Origin of the sequence: Synechococcus sp. TAK9802 (assembly GCF_014279535.1) — a bacterium.
In the GTDB taxonomy this organism is placed as follows: domain Bacteria; phylum Cyanobacteriota; class Cyanobacteriia; order PCC-6307; family Cyanobiaceae; genus Parasynechococcus.
In genome coordinates, this window is record NZ_CP047937.1 from 1345312 (window position 1) to 1361031 (window position 15720).

Sequence of the window (15720 nt, forward strand, 5' to 3'; positions counted from 1 at the left end):
TACTTCCAAACGGAATTCAGGGCTTACCTGTGTGCCCGCACAAAGTCGAAGGCGCTGATGTGCACTTACATGGTGGTTGACGCGACCACTAATGAAGTGACCTCGATCGTTCGTCACGGCAGACCCCTCATCGCATGAGTAATGCTGAGGGCGCCATCTGCCTGATCGACGATTACGACGATCAGAACCACACTCTTATCGAGGCTCGAAGAGGGCAGGAGGATTATGAGCGCAGCAGAGCCTGCTCCCCACTAGGAGTTGGTGGACTTGGCTAGCGCAAACTTCTTTTTACAAACAGGGGATCACCGCGTCTTCAAATAAGCTGGGTAGCCGTAGCGCATCGACCTTTCATAGCTAAAAAGTAACAAAACACGTATTGCCTTACCGAGAAAGAACGCGATCCTAAAGGGAAGCCTTGAGTCGCCACCTAATGTTCATCACTGTTTTTGGTCAGAAGGGTGGTGTCGCCAAAACATGTAGCAGTGTGCACATAGCAGCGTGCTGGAGCAACCAGAAAAAACGAGTAGTGCTTGTTGATGCCGACCGCAACCGCTCAGCAACTGCTTATGGTGCCAGAGGACTCTTACCTTGTCCTGTGGTGCCAATTGAGGCGGCAGCCAAAGCTACTCGATTAGCAGAGATCGTGATCACAGATGGGCAGGCAAGCAGCAACGAAGAAGAAATGAAAAACTTAGTGGAGGGGGCTGATTTCATACTGCTGCCTACGACTACGCAAAGCAGATCAATCGAATTGACGGTCGAGATGTCGCAAATGCTGAGACAATACAAAATCCCCTATGCAGCACTTTTGGTGAAAGTAGATTCACGCAAAGAAGCTGCAGCAAAGGAAGCCACAGAATTACTCCAGGAATTTGATATCAAAGTTCTTACAGCTCAAATCCCACTGCTTAGCGCCTTTGAACAGGCAGAAACAGAAGGAGTCACAGTTGATCAGGCTATTGACAAGCGTGGGCGCGCGAATCCTCGCAGAATGATGGGATGGACTGCATACAGTTCGGCCTGCAAAGAGATTGAAAGTCTGTTCGAGGAGCACCACAGACTGAGTCAGAGTCAGTCACCAATCGGATGGGACTTCACACCCATGGAGCAACGCAATGCGGCGTAAACACTATTATTGTTAAGTGTGATACTGATCTTGTACGGGCTAGCTATTCCTAAGAAAGACACTATCGACGCGCCACTGACATAAGCCCTGCAGAGTCTTCTGTAATCCATCAACGTCAAGTAAACGCTGCCCACTAGGCATCTGAACATGCACGTGGGCATCTAGCCAGCCGTCATTCATCAGCTTGTACAGCCGCGAACGGCTTTTATATCCGAGGTGCCTGGCAGCGGCACTCACACTCATGAGTTGCATTGGTATGTCTCCCGATGTCTCTAAGTGTCCAATGTTTTGACAACCACTGTCTAGAGGATCAACGCGCCTTCGAATGACCCACAGTGGTTGGCTTTAGAAGGACCCTGGCCTAATTAGATTTGCGTCAAAATCACTCGTCAATAAACTCTGTTGTTGGCATGCCTTCGACAGAAGCAACTGTCACCCAAACAATAGTTGGCTCTTCCCCAACATTTTCAACGTAATGAGGCTCGTTAGCGCCTTCAACAAACGCCTCACCAGGCTTGAACTCAGTTTTAATTTCAGTATCGTCAGGCTGAACTCGAGTATTAAGTAATGATCCAGATCTCACGCCTTGCACATATACCATCATTGGGGCCGGGTGAGTATGGAGAGGAATCTTTCCTCCAGCAGGAATTTCGACTCTATAAAGGCGCAACTCTGGCTTACCTGCCGGGTACTTAAGAGCAGTTCCATTCAAAGTCTCAGAACTGATGAAAACCTCTTGAATTGAAGGCTTTGTTGAAGCTGAAGATGTTTCAGATTTTTGATTTGGACTACATGCAACTAATGCCAAGGCAACCGTGCCAAATGCGAGAAGGCGCTTCATCCAAGTAGTGATGCTTGATTAATTCTGACCTACTCCCTCGAAACAAGCCATAGAAGAAAGCCCGAGGGTTCTGCATCCCCGCGTGCGCCATCTGCACCAGGCAGGTAACGGTCGTGGTTATGCGATCGCGTCCTGCATGGCTGCGAATGATTCAGCGTGACGAACAGCGATGTCGATCGGCTGCAGAGCACTTACACCAACGGTGCCCTTGGCGAAGTCGGTGTACGGGGCAACCAGGATCTCGAGCTGGCCGAACATGCCGATCAGCAGGTCTGCAAAGTTCCCGTAAATAACAGCCGAGAGGTTGGTCCCAGAACCCTTTGTGAGGTTTGAGGGGACGTTGTTGCTGACCTCAAAACGCCGCCCTGCAATCTGGCTACAATCAAGTTCAATTACATAAGGGCTGAGGAGGTACTTGCTCTGCGAGTCCTTGGCTTTGGCAAGAACGGACTCGACTTTTGCGTTCGTAAGGAAGCCACAGGTGGCAACGTCGGCGTTATCTACAGCGACCTCTTCTTTGAGGTCGAGGAGATGCTCGAGCGTCGGGGCAAATCCGTTTGTGCCGCCAGCTACCGCGCCAATACCTTTGGTGTTGAGGATGCCGGTTGGTTGGCTGCTGCTGCCCGATCGACCGAGTCGGCGCTGACGCTCGAGCCAATACTCAGATTTCGACTGGAAACTTTCAGGCAGTTGCTTTGACGACGAAAGTCATGACAAGGACTGCAATCGCGATGGTGCCACCGAAGTAGGCAACGTTCGTGTGGAGTCCCTTCATGCTGCATCTGCGGGTTGTAGGAGTCTGCTGTTTTTTCTCTGGCCGATGGCTAAGGCTTAATGCCTAAATCTCAGACACAGAGATGGCAGTCCTCCCTGACGGGAAGACGACCTGTCCCAAAAAGCGCATCAGTAGTGATTTAGGAGATTCACTTCTCCCCCGCCATTAGGGGGTGGCGATGGTCCACTGTGGAGAAGACCTTTGGTCCGAGGACCCAGCGAGAGAACTCAACAACCAAATCTCGGAACTTCAAGCGCGAGTCGCCTTCCCACAGCACTGGAGCAGCGGTGAGCATGAGCAGCACATCGAAAAGCTCCGTCAGCTCACCTACGAAAAAAGCCGTCTGACTGATCGATCAGGCTTCTCTCCTATGGAGCGAGCTCATCACTGAAGAACTCTCCTACAAGTCAGTTGGTGCATGGCTTGCCAACGAATCACAGCAGCTTTACTACCAATTCACCGCATCCAAGGATGGCTCTCAAGGCGAGTCGATCGTCATGCGCAGCTTCCATTGGCGACCACCTGACGACCCGATCCCTCAGGGGAGTCAACTGATGACACGACAAGAGGCGCTGGAGAAATGGAATGCACTCACATCCATGGGTTGGAGGAGATGCGCCGGTCCACTTCGATAGGGCAGTCAACGAGATAGCCAAGTCCGTGAAGGCAGTTGACAACAAAAGCAAAACCAGCAGTAGTCCAGAGTGCTGTCATGAAACAGCCGAACACTCAGCAACTCCGGGCTCTGCGGCTGTCTGGACTCGCGAGGGACAACAAGGTTGTCAATGCCATTCGCTGCTCGATCACTCAGGCCCCTGATGCTCTGGTTAAGGAGTTGATAGATGTTCATGGGTGGCCTGCGCATGTAGCTCTCTGTGCAGTTCAGCAGCTTCAGCAAGATGTCCTCGAGGACACGACGAAACAGGTATCTGCGTGAAGCAATCGCTCGCGGCAGCCAAAATTTGGTTGGGTGATTGCAGTCCTATTCACCTCTTGCCATCGCTTGAAGTGAGGGCTCACTGGCATTCGATGCACAAACGATTCGTATGTCTACGTTGCGAGTGTCGTCCTCTTCAGGGACATGGGATTCGACGGAGTAGACAAGACAGACCGTTTCATCATTGCCGCCAGGCGACGTGCCGAAGCTGCATTGCATGAAACTTCTCCAAAGCTGACAGCACTTGAGAAAGCGATGTGGCTCAAGTTGAAGCGAGGTGAACGCCCCTGCAAAAACAACAAGGCGTCCTAGGGAACTGCTCACCTGCACTTCAACAAAGGAGGAGGCCGCCCCTCCCAGGTGGAAGAGACGGCCTAGCTCGCTCGCTTGTGCATCTTTAAACCCGTAATGTGATCAGGGGTTGAGAGGCCAGCCCACCTACGAAAGGAATGGGGTGACCTCTCCTATTGCTCGCTTCCGACACCCCTGTAGTGGCAGAACAGGGGCCATGCCGTATGCCATTGCTGGGGTCGGGCGAAGTGTCGGGCTTTCAGGTTCCTGGGGCCATTACGTCCAGGTGTTGGGCTGGTCTCCTACGGGGCACCTACGAACGGTGCAGAGGAGAGTCGACTGTTCTGACGTACTGCAGTGTCATCACAGACGAGTAGCCCACGGTTGGGTGGAAACTGTTGGAGCAGGGACCTAAAAGTCAGGCGACTTCTGCGGATTGCTCAGGTGGAGTGTCGGCCGTCATTGGCTCCTCCGATCTCGATGGGCCAACTCTCGTCAGCGGGCACGCACAAGGCAATCAGCCTTAACGCTCATTGCCTTTAGGGCCCAAACCATCCGATGTTGGTTTCGATTTGCTTGACCAGGGAGACAGGGTCAAGGACTTGTCGTTCGACAGGAGCCAGCCGCAGGGTTAGGCACTCTCGAGCAATCGTCATTAATAAGCTGCACTGTTGACACTGATAGTTATTACTAAGTCTATGTCTATTGAAATGGCTGATTGACCAGAGCTAGTGATGAATTGTCGATGGAAATAAGACATGACTTCAGAAGCAACAGCACTACAAATGGCGCTGCCTCTGTTCAACACCAAGATCACAAGTCACAGGTGCAAGCACTGCGGAGGCAGTGGTTACAAGAAGAGCAGGTATGACGGCTACATGCACATCTGCAGCTACTGCAGCGGAACGGGCAGAAAGCTTGTCCTGACTCGGAAGCACGACATAGAAAAAGGGCCAACCCTCAACAGGTGACCCTTGAACAAACGTACTAATTATGGCGAAAAATAGGGCCAGCCCGACGCTGACCCCAAGCGCAAAGTCCTTACAAAGATCAGGACATCTTGGCGAAAAGCTTCTTGTGGTAATCAACCACATCCTGACAACCGATTACAGGAGTGAAGTCCATTTCAATGCCGAACTGAGCACGCCATGGCGCGAAGTGCTCAAAGATTTGAGCATCACTTTCAGCTTTGAAAAGGATGGTCACTCGGCCAGCGCCAGGAGCGTGCACGCGGAACAACATTTCAAAGCCATCAAAGTTGTCCAGCTTTGCCATTTCGCCTGAATCCCACAGCTCACAGAAGCTCTTGTAGGCAGCTAGTTGGCCTTCAATCTCAGGGAAAACGCAATCCGCGAGATACATCTGCATGGGAGCCCAAAAGGAAAGGGGACAGCCATGTCGTAGCCACCACCGTTGCTCTCAACTCATCAGGTGCTCGCGTCGTGACAAAAGAGATACGCGATCGGGGCCGAATGGATCTTTTGAGCGGCACACCAACACAGCGAGAGTCCAGGTCCACCTAAATCACCTTCAGACAAAGCTCAGCACAATTGCCAAAACAACTGTGCTGAGTGCCAGTCAGCTCAAACCCCTTGCCAGGAAAAGGTCAAGTCGACACAGGCTTACCTGGGGGCGCCTGTGTCTCCCGTGCCAGGCCAACGCCATTTACGAGTCGACTTAAGCCAGGACCTCTGGTGGCATTTCGCTCCTGAACAAAGCCCAACTCCCTAAGGCATTGAGCCATCTGTCGCATCTCCCGTTGCCCTGCCGGGCGCCCTTCGCAGACGCCTGACTCATCAAGGGCGTAGCGAGTGACGAAACCACTTGAGCATGCCTTGAGCTTCCCGAGGCATCTCTCCTCTACTGCTGAGAGGTAGATGTTCTCGCTGCGGAAGGCTTGATTCCGCTGATCGCTCAGGGCTTGCTCAGCCTGCAGCAAGCAAGGACGCTTCCCGGCCCTGTATTGGGCAATAGCAGCCTTCCAGATGCGATCCCGATCGTGGCTCAGCTTGTGGGTGTCGATGACATGCCGACCAAGATCAACGACCCAAAACCGGCGATCGCCCGTTTGGTCCTTGAGGAACTCATCGCCATTGACGGAGGCGACCATGCTTGAACGTCTCTTAGGGCGCTCATAGGACCTCCCTTAAGGCACACGACAGAGGTCTGTCCTGGTGGTTATGTGGTTTTTGAGAGCCCCTCTTGATCGCTTACCCGTGATGTGTTCCAGCTCTGCAAGCTCCGTAATCCAGACACGATGCGCAGCAACCGTCATGTCTTTGGCCTGATCGTGCGTAGAGGAAGAAAACCAATCAGGGTTAGGGACAAGCGCCTGAAAGCTTGAGCTTTTTCGGATGCCCTGAGCCCCTTTAAGCGTCAGGACAAAATCGAACTGACAACCCGGACGAAACACACGCCATACAGCTCCACGCAAAGCTGCAGCCCACATCGCGTCATACAGCGGGTCTGAAGTCCCGAAGTAATCCTCGGAGAAGTTCGATAGGTCGACAGATCGAATTGATTCGTCCTGTTCGAGGTCCTCGAAATACCTATGCACAGGGTGATAGCGCCCCTCCCGCGCAACTTTTAAAACCGTGTCAGCAGCTGTTTTGGGATTGGCCTCATAACCAACCTCAGACAGCCCGATGTACGCCTCCTCAATGTCCGCAACCGGTAGAGGTCTGCCATCAAGCTCAACCTCGTGAGTCAGCTCATTAAAAGCAAGCCGATACGGGGCATTTCGCCAAAGCGCGCATAGCTCAGCAGGCTTTAAATGCCGCTTCTTGGCTTCAACGCAAGGCATCAAGTCTTTAGTGAGATGTCTTATCGCTCAAGACACCCCCTGCTGAGAGCGAGCCTGAAGGCCACGCTTGTTGAACGCATCACGAATACGATCAACATCCCAGGTGATGGTGCTGTTCTTACTTGGGCCCAGGTTGTAGTGGACTTTGTTCTCTAGGAATCCACCTCTGAATTCCATTTTTCGCTTCAGCGTGTCCTTGCTTATGCCTAGCTCGCTAGCTGCGGCTGGCGTTTGCTTCCATTGCTGCATTGGTACTCAACGAAGGATCAGGATTCGTTGAGGGCAACTTTTCTCTGATTGCTGCTGCTACGTGGTCACGCTTGCCCTGATGGCTTCGTTGTCCAGCTTCCGAGCCAACAGGATGTCGTACAGCAACCGCAGTGCGCCGACGCTGGCTGAGAACTGCTTGTCGTGTTCGGCCTTAAGGCTGATGCGTTGAAGGCTGGTGCAGAGATGGGTCACCAGGTGCTGAGCATCGTGTGCATCAAGGCCCAGTTGAAGCTCGCCATGCGCCCAATGACGGTCCCGTCTTGCAGTTAAACGGGAGCACCCCCACTCCTGCATCACAAACGTCATGGTGTCGGCGAAGCCATACCCATCGCTGATCTTGGCCAGAGCAGCTTCCCTGCGGCGTTTGCGTTCTGCCTTGGTGGTTAGGGCCATTGCTATTTAGATGCAAATGACTGGATGGAGTTGGTGTGGGCTGGTCTGCTCCTGCTTGGGTTGGGCTTAGCGATGAGGACTACAGCGACCTGATCCGTAAGAAGGCTGTGGCAGTCACCAGACGCGACAAGAGGTGTGGTGGTGAGTACAGCGTCAAGGAAGCGATAGAAGCCATCAATCAGGCATTCCACCGCTGCAACGGCTTTGATCCTTACGACGGCTCCAAGCTGGATCCAAAGCTGCTGGGCACCTACAACAACGAGGAAGCCAAGGCTCAAGGCGCTGACTACAAAAAGCGTTTCGCCATGCTGCCGACCGTTGATCACGTCAAAGCTGAGCCGGTTCCTGACTTTGAAATCGTCAGCTGGCAGACCAATGACGCCAAAGGGGACATGCCCCCTAAGGAGTTCATCGCTTACTGCCGCCGTGTTGTTCGAATCGCAGAACAACATTGATCACAGCAGCCCGTGCGCTTGGAACATCTCAACCACCTGGTCTAGCTGCTCATCAGTCCAATGCGGTGACAGCTTGCTGATTCACCGCTGAACAGTGGCCTTGCTGACGATGGGTGGCTTAACCACCTCATCGCTCAGCAACGGCCCTGGCTAAACGAAATCAAGAACGTTTGGCATTAGTCACTTGAAGCACGATCACCCAGCAAGGAAAGTTGACCAGATGCAATTTTTTCCAGCCTTTCTAAACGTGCAAGAAGGGATGCATTTACTTGCTGCTGCATCAAACTCTCAGCTCGCATAGCTTTATTTTCTTCCCTGAGTTTAGCCACCTCATCGCTTAGTGCTGCAGCTTTACGTGCAGCAACTTTTGGCGAATCATCAACCTTTCCAAGCCTAAATGTGAAACCAGCACGCGCTGAAAGATTGTCATCCGTATCACCCGTTTGGTTATTGATGACCGTTGCCAAGGCTGCATTAAGGGAAACACGTTCAGACACTCTTGATGCACACCCAGCACTCAACGCGTATGCATTGCTGTGCGTACCTCCACCAAATCCACAGGTGAACTGCGAGTCAGCACTAATAGCAGGTATAGAGCCGAGCGCCGCAGACAAGGCACCAACATTGTCAATGCTTTTTTCAACATCACGCCCATTGATCAGCAAGCGCGTCCCATTCGTGTAATCGATTGGAATTGGATTTCCACTTGCATCTTTTGCGTACACTTTTTGTCTCCCCCCTCCTCTTTGGTAATCCACGAGTTTTCGCCAATGTGCAATTCATCTCCTACGTATTTGACGAGACTTTTACTACTGCTTCCTCCAGTGCTAATTCCATCACTGTCGACTCTTATGAGTTCACTCGTACCTGAACCCCCAAGTGATACAAATTCCGCATCACCGTCGGAACATGTGTCACCGCTTGTAATACATTTCTTTTCTGCTGTATCATTCCTCTTCGAGACAACGCCAATGTTAATTGGCACCGCCCCAGAAGGCAGGCCAGTAACAGTTACATAATCTTCAAATTCGTTACTTTCAATATCGTACTTTCTATAACGCCTTGCAGCACCACCTCCCCTATCATCCTCAAGAAAGTAAATTTTGCCCTTAGACTCATCTACCGCATAGTTGCTAGATGTAAATGAGTTTGTGCCAACATCCGGAAATATATCTTCCTGCAATAAAGTAACTGCTCCGTCAGACGAAAGCTTATATAAATTCGACGTAGTATTACCTCCGCTGTTTACCTTAGTAGGATCTTCGGCCACAAAAAAGCCAAGATCCGTCGTCCCGGTCGAAACCTCGTTAGCTCGAACCCCACTGTGACTTACAAATCCAAGTGCTATCGAAAAAAGAATGGCTTTGGATAAAATTTTCATCATAAATCGAGAATCCGAAATATAATCTCAACTGCCTACGATGATTAGACTTAGCCATATGTCACTTATGTAATTTGCACCTAAACCCTTCTGGAGGCGAAGGCTTCGTGGTAAGAAACGACTACCAGATATCTACTTGATCTCGTATTTGTCTCCTTAGCCCTGAATTTCCTCTTGTTCTACTCATAAGACTGACTCTTCAAGAGTCATAGGGAAAGAGAAACCCCCGCCGCGGGCAGGGGCTTGGGATCTTCTGATTAAGCCTTGATCACTTGGCGTAGGAAACGCCGCGGTAGGTCAGAGCAGGCTTGTCGGAAGCGCCAGCCACTTTCTGCTGGTCGTACTTCTGGCCGCGATAGGTCAGGGTCATTTGAGGTTCCTCAGAAATCCAGGTCCCCGTTCCTTGGCCTGGTGATCTGCGCCTCGCAGTAGCGAGGTGAACGTTGTTGGTAGCGGTTGCTACAGAACCTTTATAGGGGCAGCGCCAACCCCTTTGTCGTTCAGGCGGATACACAGCGCGTTTTTGGCACTAGCACCGCTCAGTCGATCACCGCTTAGGGGCATTTGGCGCACACTTTGGCGCACAAAAAATGATATTTAGCGATTTGACATCAAAAAGCGGCCCGTGTGGACCGCTCAAATGCCAGTTCTGGACTGGCTTTTCTTGTGAATGGAGCCAAGGAGACTCGAACTCCTGACCCCCTGCATGCCATGCAGGTGCTCTACCAGCTGAGCTATGGCCCCATGTCGACGTGGTGGCTTCAGAGCCGCCGTGGTCGTGACACAGCTTACACCGCGGGAGCCTCAGACCTGCCGCCAGACAGCAACCAAGCGACCCTGCACCTCCACCTGTTCGGCGGGGAGCTCAATCGGTTGATAAGCGGGGTTGGCAGCTTCCAGCACCACCGTCGGCCCCTGGCGATGGAAGTGCTTGAGGGTGGTGCCGCTGCCAGCCACCAGAGCACTCACCACCGTGCCGTTGCGCAGCCGCTGCGGATCCTGCACCGGCTCCATCAACACCACATCCCCATCGGCGATGTGGGAGTCGACCATCGAGTCACCATTCACCGTCAGGGCAAACAGGCCACGGGTCTCCAGCACGGGCGCCAGGTCGAGATGCTCCTGAACATCATCGAAAGCCGTCACCAGGCCACCGGCTGCAACGGCGCCCAGCACGGGAATCCCGGCGGCACCCACCATGTCGCCCAAGAGCTGCAGGGTGCGCGCCTGGCCTTCCTGCCAGGTGATCCATCCCTTCTGCTGAAGATGGCGCAACCGGCTCTGAATCGGTGCAGGAGAGCGCAGTCCCATCGCCTGCATCATCTGGCGAATCGAAGGGCTGTGGCGATGGGTGCCGATGTAGTCCGCCAGCCAGTCGTAAAGCTCTTGCTGAGCAGTGGTGAGGGGCTCCTGGGGGGCACGGGTCACCGCAAGAAAAGGTTCGGGCAATACATTTGTACCGTTCCTTGCCGTGTGCCGCAAGCGCAGGCTCAGCTCAAACCAGCTTCCACACCGCAGCCTCGGGAATGCTCGGCGCCAGGTTCAGGTCTTTGGGCTCCTTGAACACCACACGCCATTCCGGAACCCGGCAGGAGACATAGCCGGGATGCTCAATCAGCAGCCCCGGCTGCTCGGTTGTGCTGGCCACCCAGCCCGACATCCAGTGCCCCTCCTCAGAGAGGCCACCTTTGAACCAAACCCAGCAGCGTTCCTTACGCATCGCGATGCTTTTCAGCGGTTTTTATACGACTCAAGCTCTTGCGGACAGGCCGCCATCAGATATCCCATCAACTGCCCGGTGATACGGGACTTTTCCTGATCGGTTGGTGCGTTGGGAACATCCTCATAACGCATCGAGGTGTCGCGCTCGAACATGGTTTTGAGCTCAGGATCCGGCAAGGCGTAAAAGGCATCCACGCCCATTTCACAGATTTTCTCGGCCGTCCAGCGGGCGATGGTGCTCTGCTGTTGTTTGTCGGTGGCCTGATCCGCTGACGCTGCCACCGCATGGGCGGTGACGATCAACGGCACCAACCAGCGGTGGATCACCGTCACAGCCCACCCATCAACGCCGCCAACAGAGCCTGCTGGGCATGCAGACGGTTTTCGGCCTGATCAAAGATGCGGCTCGCCGTGCCCTCCATCACCTCGGCGCTGATCTCCTCACCGCGGTGGGCCGGCAGGCAGTGCAGAACGATCGCATCGGCTGCCGCCTGCTCCATCAGGGCTTGATCCACACAGAACCCTGCAAAGGCCTGCTCCCGCTGCGCCTGTTCGGCTTCCTGGCCCATGGAGGCCCAAACGTCGGTGTAAACGGCCTGGGCACCCGCCACCGCCTCACGAGGGTCAGTCACCACCTCAATCGAGGCACCGTGCTGTGCCAAAGATTGGGCTTGCTCAAGCACGCCCGGCAAGGGCTCGAAGCCCTCGGGGCAGCCGATCCGCACATTAACCCCCAGCAGAGCGCCGCAGAGCATCAGGGAGTGGGCCACGTTGTTGCCGTCGCCCACATAGGCCAGGGTCTGACCAGGAAGGGCGCCATGGGCTTCCTGCATGGTGAGGAAGTCGGCCAGGGCCTGACAGGGATGCTCCAGATCGGTGAGGGCATTGATCACCGGCACCGAGGCCCAATGGGCGTAGTCCACCAGTTCCTGCTGGGCGAAGGTGCGAATCGCCAGCACATCGCAGTAACGGCTCAGAACCCGGGCCGTGTCTTCCAGCGGCTCGCCGCGGCCCAGCTGGGTGACGGAAGGATTGAGATCCACCGTTTGGCCGCCGAGACGGGCCATGGCCACCTGAAAACTCACACGGGTTCGGGTGGAGGCCTTGCTGAAGATCAGACCCAGCACACGGTTGCCCAGATCTATCCGACGATCGCCGCTCTTCAGTTGTGCAGCCAGATCCAGCAACGCTGCTGTTTCCTCGGCGGAACAATCCGCTGAGGAAAGGAAGTCACGTCCACACAGCGGAGAGAGGACAGCAGCAACGCCCGCAGAAGCGGTAGCCATCGCGACGGTTCAAAGGACTGTTATCGGGGATGAGGCCCGCTGCCGTCAAGCGGTCACACCGGACGGCAGCACACTCGCCTCGAGCATCTGCTTGAGGTCATCCCCCTCGATCACCTCTTTCTCGAGGATCTTCTGGGCGATCGTCTCGAGCAGCGCCATGTTCTCCCGCAGGATTGCGAGGGCGTCGTCGTGGGCCTGGTCCACCAGCCCGCGGACTTCCTTATCAATGGCCTGAGCCGTGGCATCACTCACCGAGCGGCGTGGGTTGTTGCCTCCACCAAGGAAACGGCCACCGCCCTGCTTGTCGTAGGCCAAGGGCCCGAGGGTGTCGCTCATGCCGTAGGTGCCCACCATCTGCTCAGCCAGATCGGTGGCCCGCTGCAGATCGTTGGCAGCACCCGTGGTGATCTTGCCGAAGACGATCTCCTCAGCGGAGCGACCACCCAGAAGCGTGGCGATCTGGCCCTGAAGTTCCTCCTTGGAATTGAGGAAGCGCTCTTCGGTGGGCAGCTGCAGGGTGTAGCCCAGGGCGCTCATGCCACGGGGCACGATCGAGATCTTGGCCACCTTGCTGCCGCCAGGCATGAGGTGGCCCACGATCGCGTGGCCCACCTCGTGATACGCCACCACCTTCTTTTCATCGTCCTGAAGAACGCGGCTCTTCTTCTCCAAACCGGCCACAACCCGCTCGATCGCTTCACCGAGGTCCTGCTGCTCAACGCTGGTGCGCTGGGCACGCGCTGCGAGCAGAGCAGCTTCATTCACCAGGTTGGCGAGATCAGCGCCGGCAAAACCACTGGTGGCCTGAGCGACGCTGTCGAGGTCAACACCTGCAGCCAGCTTCACCTTCTTGGCGTAGATCTCGAGGATGGTCTTGCGGCCGGAGAGGTCTGGACGGTCCACCAGCACTTGCCGGTCGAAACGGCCTGGACGCAGCAGGGCTGCATCGAGCACCTCGGGCTGGTTGGTGGCCGCCAGAACGATCACCGGCTTGTCCTGGGCGGTGAAGCCATCCATCTCGGTAAGCAGCTGGTTGAGGGTCTGCTCCCGTTCGTCGTTGCCGCCGACAACGCCCATAGAGCCCGAACGGCTCTTGCCAATGGCGTCCAGTTCGTCGATGAAAATGATGCAGGGCGCTTTTTTCTTTGCTTCTTCAAACAGGTCGCGCACGCGAGCGGCACCGGCACCAACGAAGAGTTCCACGAACTCCGAGCCGGAAATGATGAAGAAGGGCACCTCGGCTTCGCCGGCCACGGCCTTGGACAGCAAGGTCTTACCGGTGCCGGGAGGGCCGACCAGCAGCACACCTTTAGGAATGCGCGCACCGATCTCGGCATAGCGCTCAGGGCGCTTGAGAAAGTCGACAATCTCTGTGAGTTCCTGCTTCGCCTCATCCACGCCCGCCACATCGGCGAAAGTGATCCGCGACTCCTCATCGGGCACGTACACCTTGGCCTTGCTCTTGGTGAAGCTCAACGCCCCCTGAGCACCACCGCCCATCGAGCGGCGAGCAAAGAACTGCAGCACCAGGATGAAGATCAGGGGCGGCACCACCCAGCTGAGGATGGTGGTGAAGATGTTCGGCTTCTTCGGGGGAGCTGCCGCGAACTCAACGCCCTTGGTCTCGAGGCGTTGGGGCAGATCCATGTCGAAGATCGGCGTGGTGGCCAGCACGGGAGGCGTTCCCTCCTCGGGATCGCTCAGCTCGTAGCGAATCTGGTCTTGCGTGATGAAGGCCCGCTTCACCGCACCGTCATTCACCTGGTCGATGAACAGGGAGTAGGGCACCCGCGGCACCTGCTGCATGCCATTGCTGGGGAGGAAGCTGCTGGCCAGCAGCAAAACCCCGAAGCCAATCAGCACCAGGTTGATGATCCCGAAGCGACGGTTCGGCTGGTTGTCGTCCTGGCGGATCGGCATGGATGGCCTGAGAGTCCCGACACGCTACGAGGGATCTCTGGCAATCAACGGGTGTGAGAACCGAACGGCGCCTAGCTTCTGTCCATGTGTGGTCGCTATTGCCTCGACACGCCTCGCGCGGAATTGCAGCAGCTGCTGCGCAGCTGGTTGCGGCCAGACGACAGCGCCTGGCTGGAGCATTACGCCCCCCGCGAGCTGATCCGCCCCCACGAACCGGTGCTGGCGGTACGGCGTGAGCACGGTGAAGACCATCTCTCCCACATGCTCTGGGGCCTCCTGCCGGGCTGGGTCAAGGACCCGCTGCAGGCGCTGCGACCGATCAATGCCCGCGCCGAAACCATCTCGGAGAAAGCCTCCTTTCGCGGGCCATGGCGTCATCACCGCTGCCTTCTGCCCAGCACAGGTTTTTTTGAAAAGGGGCATCTGATCCAGCGCAAAGACCGGCAGCTGTTCTGGCTGGCCGGTGTCTGGGACCGCTGGATCGGCCCCGATGGCAGTGAAGTGGAGACCTGCTGCGTGATCACGACGCAGCCCAACAGCCTGGTGGCCCCATTGCACGATCGGATGCCGGTGATCATTCCCGAGGGATTGGAGAGCATCTGGCTGGAACCGGGTGATGGAGCTCACCGACGCGCCCTCGAGCCGATGCTCACGCCAGCGCCAGCGGAGCCATGGGACTGCAGAGCGCTCAAGCCAGCGGCCCCCGCCAACAAGCACCAGCAGCTCTCCTTGCTCGATTGAGCAAGGCTTGACAGCCGCAGCTCACTGCCGAACCTGGGTGTAGCGACAGTGGCCAAGGTGCTGGTGGGACTGGTTCAGCGGCTCCTGCGGCGGGATGACACCCAGCTGAAGCTGCTGCTGCTCTGCACTGTGATTGCCACCGTGGGCTTCGCCTTTCCCCGCTTGGTGTGGGCGACCTACATCGGCTACAGCCTGATTGCCTTGCTGCTCACCCAGGTGATGGTGGTGAGCAGCATCGCTCCGAACTGGAGTGATGCGCTGTATCGGGGTCTGGGGCTGATGGCCGTGGTGACCATGTGGCTCTGGCTGCTCACGCCCCTGGAGCTGATCTACAGCGGCATGCCGCTGGCCCTGAGTTGGAGCGTGCTGGTGGGCTGGAGCGTGATCCGCCTGGTGACCCGCTTCGCCAGCACCAAGCGCGTCACCGAGGCGCTGCTGATGGGTGCCACTGCGGGATACCTGCACATCGGACTCGCCGCCGGCCTGGTGATGAGCGCCCTGGAAACCATCCAGCCGGGCAGCTTCCAACCCCTGGAGATGGCCAACATCGGCGATTCGAGTGTTCTGGCCAGCGCCCGCCTGTTTTCGACCATCAACTACTACGCCTTCGTCTGCCTCACCACCGTCGGCTTCGGGGACATCAGCCCGATGCTTCCCCTGTCACGGATGGTGAGTGTGGCCACCAGCGTTGCCGGACCGCTCTACCTCGCTGCAGTGATGGGGGTGCTGATCGGCCGCTTCGCCAGCAGCCTCGATCGGCAAAGCCGGGAGCGCTGAGC

The 15720-nt window shown here is 56.0% G+C and carries 19 protein-coding genes, 1 tRNA gene and 1 pseudogene; 6 read left to right on the top strand and 15 right to left on the bottom strand.

What is annotated here, in order from left to right:
- Positions 1-430: 430 nt before the first annotated feature.
- A complete protein-coding gene (locus tag SynTAK9802_RS07875; RefSeq protein ID WP_186495667.1) occupies positions 431-1126 on the top strand; it encodes a ParA family protein in 696 nt (231 codons plus the stop codon).
- A gap of 382 nt (positions 1127-1508) precedes the next feature.
- Here SynTAK9802_RS07875 and SynTAK9802_RS07880 read toward each other — a convergent pair whose 3' ends face one another.
- Both SynTAK9802_RS07880 and SynTAK9802_RS07885 read right to left on the bottom strand, forming a co-directional pair.
- Entirely contained in the window at positions 1509-1967 is a 459-nt protein-coding gene (locus SynTAK9802_RS07880) for a cupin domain-containing protein (RefSeq protein WP_186495668.1), read from the bottom strand.
- Positions 1968-2084: 117 nt separating this feature from the next.
- Entirely contained in the window at positions 2085-2567 is a 483-nt protein-coding gene (locus SynTAK9802_RS07885; RefSeq protein ID WP_370586392.1) for a phage major capsid protein, read from the bottom strand.
- Here SynTAK9802_RS07885 and SynTAK9802_RS12620 point away from each other — a divergent pair.
- Positions 2499-2666: a hypothetical protein gene (locus SynTAK9802_RS12620; RefSeq protein WP_255487724.1), complete on the top strand. Its 168-nt coding sequence runs from the start codon at positions 2499-2501 to the stop codon at positions 2664-2666. The genes SynTAK9802_RS07885 and SynTAK9802_RS12620 overlap by 69 nt on opposite strands.
- Positions 2667-3125: 459 nt before the next feature.
- Positions 3126-3377 (top strand): DUF1651 domain-containing protein, encoded by a 252-nt coding sequence (locus SynTAK9802_RS07890; RefSeq protein ID WP_255487905.1) that lies wholly within the window; start codon positions 3126-3128, stop codon positions 3375-3377.
- Between the two features lie 1643 nt (positions 3378-5020).
- On the opposite strand, the gene SynTAK9802_RS07895 is transcribed toward SynTAK9802_RS07890, so the two are convergent.
- The 4 genes and pseudogenes from SynTAK9802_RS07895 to SynTAK9802_RS07915 form a co-directional block, all read right to left on the bottom strand.
- On the bottom strand, positions 5021-5338 hold the full coding sequence (locus SynTAK9802_RS07895) for a DUF3303 domain-containing protein (RefSeq protein ID WP_011364204.1): 318 nt from the start codon (positions 5336-5338) through the stop codon (positions 5021-5023).
- A 238-nt stretch (positions 5339-5576) separates the two neighbouring features.
- Positions 5577-6773: pseudogene (locus SynTAK9802_RS12625) on the bottom strand (VapE domain-containing protein).
- 27 nt (positions 6774-6800) lie between these two features.
- Positions 6801-7022 carry a hypothetical protein gene (locus SynTAK9802_RS07910; protein WP_186495671.1) on the bottom strand — a complete coding sequence of 74 codons (222 nt, stop codon included), beginning with the start codon at positions 7020-7022 and terminating at the stop codon, positions 6801-6803.
- Positions 7023-7079: 57 nt separating this feature from the next.
- A complete protein-coding gene (locus SynTAK9802_RS07915) occupies positions 7080-7436 on the bottom strand; it encodes a hypothetical protein (RefSeq protein WP_186495672.1) in 357 nt (118 codons plus the stop codon).
- 107 nt (positions 7437-7543) lie between these two features.
- Between SynTAK9802_RS07915 and SynTAK9802_RS07920 the strand changes: the two genes are divergently transcribed.
- A complete protein-coding gene (locus tag SynTAK9802_RS07920) occupies positions 7544-7891 on the top strand; it encodes a hypothetical protein (RefSeq protein WP_186495673.1) in 348 nt (115 codons plus the stop codon).
- A gap of 176 nt (positions 7892-8067) precedes the next feature.
- On the opposite strand, the gene SynTAK9802_RS07925 is transcribed toward SynTAK9802_RS07920, so the two are convergent.
- The 9 genes from SynTAK9802_RS07925 to ftsH all read right to left on the bottom strand — a co-directional run bounded on the left by SynTAK9802_RS07925 (position 8068) and on the right by ftsH (position 14200).
- Positions 8068-8556 (bottom strand): YadA-like family protein, encoded by a 489-nt coding sequence (locus SynTAK9802_RS07925; RefSeq protein WP_186495674.1) that lies wholly within the window; start codon positions 8554-8556, stop codon positions 8068-8070.
- Entirely contained in the window at positions 8550-9161 is a 612-nt protein-coding gene (locus SynTAK9802_RS07930; RefSeq protein ID WP_186495675.1) for a hypothetical protein, read from the bottom strand. The genes SynTAK9802_RS07925 and SynTAK9802_RS07930 overlap by 7 nt, the downstream gene beginning before the upstream one ends.
- A gap of 379 nt (positions 9162-9540) precedes the next feature.
- Positions 9541-9642, bottom strand: coding sequence for a DUF4278 domain-containing protein (locus SynTAK9802_RS07935; RefSeq protein WP_186495676.1), 102 nt, complete (start codon positions 9640-9642; stop codon positions 9541-9543).
- A gap of 301 nt (positions 9643-9943) precedes the next feature.
- A tRNA-Ala gene (locus tag SynTAK9802_RS07940) sits at positions 9944-10016 on the bottom strand.
- Between the two features lie 60 nt (positions 10017-10076).
- A complete protein-coding gene (gene lexA, locus SynTAK9802_RS07945; protein ID WP_114988630.1) occupies positions 10077-10700 on the bottom strand; it encodes a transcriptional repressor LexA in 624 nt (207 codons plus the stop codon).
- A gap of 67 nt (positions 10701-10767) precedes the next feature.
- A complete protein-coding gene (locus tag SynTAK9802_RS07950) occupies positions 10768-10992 on the bottom strand; it encodes a hypothetical protein (protein ID WP_011363914.1) in 225 nt (74 codons plus the stop codon).
- 11 nt (positions 10993-11003) lie between these two features.
- A complete protein-coding gene (locus SynTAK9802_RS07955) occupies positions 11004-11327 on the bottom strand; it encodes a hypothetical protein (RefSeq protein ID WP_255487725.1) in 324 nt (107 codons plus the stop codon).
- Positions 11324-12280: an ornithine carbamoyltransferase gene (argF, locus tag SynTAK9802_RS07960; RefSeq protein WP_186495677.1), complete on the bottom strand. Its 957-nt coding sequence runs from the start codon at positions 12278-12280 to the stop codon at positions 11324-11326. The genes SynTAK9802_RS07955 and argF overlap by 4 nt, the downstream gene beginning before the upstream one ends.
- Positions 12281-12325: 45 nt before the next feature.
- Positions 12326-14200 (bottom strand): ATP-dependent zinc metalloprotease FtsH, encoded by a 1875-nt coding sequence (ftsH, locus tag SynTAK9802_RS07965; RefSeq protein ID WP_006851758.1) that lies wholly within the window; start codon positions 14198-14200, stop codon positions 12326-12328.
- Positions 14201-14284: 84 nt separating this feature from the next.
- Here ftsH and SynTAK9802_RS07970 point away from each other — a divergent pair, with 84 nt between their 5' ends.
- Both SynTAK9802_RS07970 and SynTAK9802_RS07975 read left to right on the top strand, forming a co-directional pair.
- Positions 14285-14941 (top strand): SOS response-associated peptidase, encoded by a 657-nt coding sequence (locus SynTAK9802_RS07970; RefSeq protein WP_186495678.1) that lies wholly within the window; start codon positions 14285-14287, stop codon positions 14939-14941.
- A 48-nt stretch (positions 14942-14989) separates the two neighbouring features.
- Complete coding sequence (locus SynTAK9802_RS07975; protein WP_186495679.1) at positions 14990-15718, top strand: potassium channel family protein; 729 nt, start codon at positions 14990-14992, stop codon at positions 15716-15718.
- Positions 15719-15720 lie beyond the last annotated feature (2 nt).

Coding starts and splice junctions, on each gene's coding strand:
- SynTAK9802_RS07875 (WP_186495667.1), top strand. CDS start 431: ATGTTCATCACTGTTTTTGGTCAGAAGGGTGGTGTCGCCAAAACATGT.
- SynTAK9802_RS07880 (WP_186495668.1), bottom strand. CDS start 1,967: ATGAAGCGCCTTCTCGCATTTGGCACGGTTGCCTTGGCATTAGTTGCA.
- SynTAK9802_RS12620 (WP_255487724.1), top strand. CDS start 2,499: ATGCTCGAGCGTCGGGGCAAATCCGTTTGTGCCGCCAGCTACCGCGCC.
- SynTAK9802_RS07895 (WP_011364204.1), bottom strand. CDS start 5,338: ATGCAGATGTATCTCGCGGATTGCGTTTTCCCTGAGATTGAAGGCCAA.
- SynTAK9802_RS07910 (WP_186495671.1), bottom strand. CDS start 7,022: ATGCAGCAATGGAAGCAAACGCCAGCCGCAGCTAGCGAGCTAGGCATA.
- SynTAK9802_RS07915 (WP_186495672.1), bottom strand. CDS start 7,436: ATGGCCCTAACCACCAAGGCAGAACGCAAACGCCGCAGGGAAGCTGCT.
- SynTAK9802_RS07935 (WP_186495676.1), bottom strand. CDS start 9,642: ATGACCCTGACCTATCGCGGCCAGAAGTACGACCAGCAGAAAGTGGCT.
- SynTAK9802_RS07950 (WP_011363914.1), bottom strand. CDS start 10,992: ATGCGTAAGGAACGCTGCTGGGTTTGGTTCAAAGGTGGCCTCTCTGAG.
- argF (WP_186495677.1), bottom strand. CDS start 12,280: ATGGCTACCGCTTCTGCGGGCGTTGCTGCTGTCCTCTCTCCGCTGTGT.
- ftsH (WP_006851758.1), bottom strand. CDS start 14,200: ATGCCGATCCGCCAGGACGACAACCAGCCGAACCGTCGCTTCGGGATC.
- SynTAK9802_RS07970 (WP_186495678.1), top strand. CDS start 14,285: ATGTGTGGTCGCTATTGCCTCGACACGCCTCGCGCGGAATTGCAGCAG.